We start from the raw sequence: 3139 nt of genomic DNA on the forward strand, positions 1-3139 counted from the left end.
CGGTGCCGGCGAAGCTCGCCTTGCACGCTCCCGTCGCCAGCGGCGGCAGCAGGGCCGCCTGCTGCGCCGCGTCGCCCGCAGCCAGCACCGCCTGCACCGCCAGCACCGCGGTCTCGAAGAATGGCACCGCGGCAAGGGTGCGGCCGGTCTCCTCCAGCACCAGCGCCATCTCCACCGCGCCCAGCCCCGCGCCGCCATGCGCCTCCGGCACCATCAGGCCGGCGAAACCCATCTCACCCGTCAGGCGATCCCACAGCGCCGCGTCGAAGCCGTTCGCGCTCTCGACGGCGACGCGTTGCGCGGCCGGCCCCGCCGCATCCGCCAGGAAGACGCTCGCGCCCTCCTGAATGGCGCGCTGGTCGGCGGTGAGGGCGAAATCCATCGCTCAGCCCGCGCCGTAGACCGGCTTGGCGGGCTCGCGCGACGCGACCAGCGCGCGCACGATCGCGTCCATCTCGTCCGCCTCGAAGCGCGCGCCCTTGTCGTGCGAGGGGCTGTCGGTCCAGCCCTGCGACAGGAACACCTGCCCGCCTTTCAGCTCGAACACCTGCCCGGTCACGCCGCGAGACTGGGCGGAGACGAGGTAGGCGACCAGCGGAGCCATGTTCTCCGGCGCGAACACGTCGAATGCGCCCTCCTCTGCCGCCATCGCGAACGCGCCGGTATCGGTCATGCGGGTCCGCGCATTGGGGGCGAGCGCGTTGGCGGTGACGCCGATCCGCGCCAGCTCCGCCGCCTGTACCAGCGTCAGCGCGGCGATGCCGCCCTTGGCGGTCGAATAGGCCGACTGGCCGACCGAGCCCTGCAGCCCCGCGCCGCTGGTCGTGTTGACGATGCGCGCGTCGACCGGCCGCCCTGCCTTGCTCTCGGCGCGCCAATATTCGGCGGCGTGGCGGCTGGTGCAGAAATGCCCGCGCAGGTGGACGCGGATCACCGCGTCCCATTCCTCGGGCGAGCAGGTGAAGAACATCCGGTCGCGCACGAAGCCGGCATTGTTGACCACCGCATCCAGCCGTCCGAAGCTGGCGATGGCGAGGTCGACCATGCGCTTGCCCGCGTCCCAGTCGGCGACGTCGTCGGTGTTGGCGACCGCCTCGCCGCCCGCCGCGCGGATCTCCTCGACGACCTGCTCGGCCGCGCCCTTGGTCGCACCGGCCTCGCCATGGGTGCCGACGCCAAGGTCGTTGACCACCAGCCTCGCACCCTCGGCAGCCAGGCCCAGCGCATAGGCCTTGCCGAGGCCGTTGCCGGCCCCGGTGACGATCGCGACGCGTCCCTCGCAGATGCCCATCACAGCCGCTCGATGATGGTGACGTTGGCCTGGCCGCCGCCTTCGCACATCGTCTGCAGCCCGTAGCGGCCGCCGGTCCGCTCCAAGGCACCCAGCAGCGTCGTCATCAGCCGTGCGCCGGTGGCGCCGATCGGATGGCCGAGAGCGATCGCGCCGCCCTGCACGTTGACCTTCTCGTGCGGCACGCCAAGCTCCTGCATCCACGCCATCGGCACCGAGGCGAACGCCTCGTTGCATTCGAACAGGTCGATATCGTCGATCGTCATGCCCGCCTTCCCCAAGGCATGGCGCGTCGCCGGGATCGGGCCGGTGAGCATCCACACCGGGTTGGCACCGCGCACCGACAGGTGGTGAATGCGCGCGCGCGGCGTCAGGCGTTGGTCCTTCACCGCCTGCTCGCTCGCGATCAGCAACGCCGCGGCGGCATCGCAATTCTGGCTGGCGACGCCGGCAGTGATCGTGCCGCCCTCGCGTACCGGCTTCAGCGTCGCCATGCCCTCCAGCGTCGACCCGGGCCGCACCGTCTCGTCGATGGCAAAGTCGCCGACCGGCGCGATCTCGTTCGCGAACCAGCCCTGGTCGATCGCCGCCTGCGCCCGCTGGTGCGAGGCGAGGCTGAACCGCTCCATCGCCTCGCGGCCGATCTGCCACTTGTCGGCGATCATCTCCGCCGACTTGATCTGGTCGACCTCCTCGTCGCCATAGCGCGCGTCCCAACCGGGCGAGCCGAGGAACGGGCTGTCGAAGCCATATTGCCGGCCGACGATCATCGCCGCCATGATCGGGATGCGGTTCATCGCCTGGCTGCCGCCGGCGACGACCAGGTCCTGGGTCCCGCTCATCACCCCCTGCGCGGCGAAGTGCACCGCCTGCTGCGACGATCCGCACTGGCGGTCGACGGTGACGCCCGGCACTTCCTCCGGCAGGCCCGCCACCAGCCAGGCAGTCCGGCCGATATCGCCCGCCTGCCCGCCGATCGTCTCGGTGCAGCCCCACACCACGTCGTCGACCGCGGCGGGATCAATGCCGGTCCGCGCCATCAGCGCACGGATCGGATGCGCCCCGAGATCGGCCGGGTGCAGGTGCGCCAGGCTACCCTTCTTGCGGCCGATCGGCGTGCGGATCGCGTCGACGATATAGGCTTCGGGCATTCAGGCGGCCTCTCGGGCGAAGAGCTGGTCGGGTCCGGCGGGGAAGCCGAACAGGCGCGCGGCGACCCGCGTGCGGTGGAAGCCGGGATCGCCCCAGGCGAAGGTCAGCGCGAGCGTCCGCTTCAGGAAGAAGTGGACGTCGACCTCCCACGAATAGCCCATCGCGCCGTGCACCTGGATCGACGCGCGCGCGGCGACATCGGCGGCTTCCAGCGCGGCCAGCTTGGCGTGGCTGACCCGAGCGCGGCTGAACGCGTCCTGCGCGCGAAGCGTGGCGGCGGCGGCCTGGACGACAGGGCGGGCGAACTCCACCGCTACCTGCGCGGAGGCGAGGTGGTGCTTCACCGCCTGATAGCTACCGATCGGCTTGCCGAACTGGGTCCGGTCCTTGGCATAGGCGACCGCAAGGTCGATCGAGCGCTGCGCGAGGCCAAGCCCCTGCGCCGCCGAGAACAGCGCCGCGCGATCGAGTGCCAGCGCCCACAGCGCCGGATCGGCGTCGAGCCGGGTCGCGGCGTTCCGGTCCCAGTCGACCCGGAACAGCCGGCGGAACGGGTCGGCGCTCTCGGCGCGGGTCAGCGTCAGCGCCGCGCGTTCGACCAGGTAAGTCGCGTCGTCGTGCCGCAGGATCACCGCGGCGGCGGTGTCGGCGTCGGCGACGAACGGATTGATCGGGTGCTGGATCGCGATCGTCGCG

At 71.6% G+C, this 3139-nt stretch carries 4 protein-coding genes; all 4 read right to left on the bottom strand.

All coding sequences use genetic code 11. From position 1 onward, the window contains the following. On the bottom strand, positions 1 to 382 hold a 382-nt coding region (locus tag HUU96_RS13835; RefSeq protein ID WP_174293331.1), incomplete at its 3' end, for an acyl-CoA dehydrogenase family protein. A 3-nt stretch (positions 383 to 385) separates the two neighbouring features. Beyond that, complete coding sequence (locus HUU96_RS13840) at positions 386 to 1291, bottom strand: SDR family oxidoreductase (protein WP_174293332.1); 906 nt, start codon at positions 1289 to 1291, stop codon at positions 386 to 388. Continuing rightward, entirely contained in the window at positions 1291 to 2442 is a 1152-nt protein-coding gene (locus tag HUU96_RS13845; RefSeq protein ID WP_174293333.1) for an acetyl-CoA C-acetyltransferase, read from the bottom strand. Before HUU96_RS13845 ends, HUU96_RS13840 begins: the two co-directional genes overlap by 1 nt. Continuing rightward, positions 2443 to 3139: acyl-CoA dehydrogenase family protein (locus HUU96_RS13850; RefSeq protein WP_174293334.1), on the bottom strand; the 697-nt coding region annotated here is incomplete at its 5' end.

It is taken from the genome of Sphingomonas bacterium (genome assembly GCF_903644135.1).
Classification (GTDB): Bacteria; Pseudomonadota; Alphaproteobacteria; order Sphingomonadales; family Sphingomonadaceae; genus Sphingomonas.

Bases quoted from the DNA above. Each gene is read 5' to 3' on its own strand.
- HUU96_RS13840 (WP_174293332.1), bottom strand. From the start codon at position 1,291: ATGGGCATCTGCGAGGGACGCGTCGCGATCGTCACCGGGGCCGGCAAC.
- HUU96_RS13845 (WP_174293333.1), bottom strand. From the start codon at position 2,442: ATGCCCGAAGCCTATATCGTCGACGCGATCCGCACGCCGATCGGCCGC.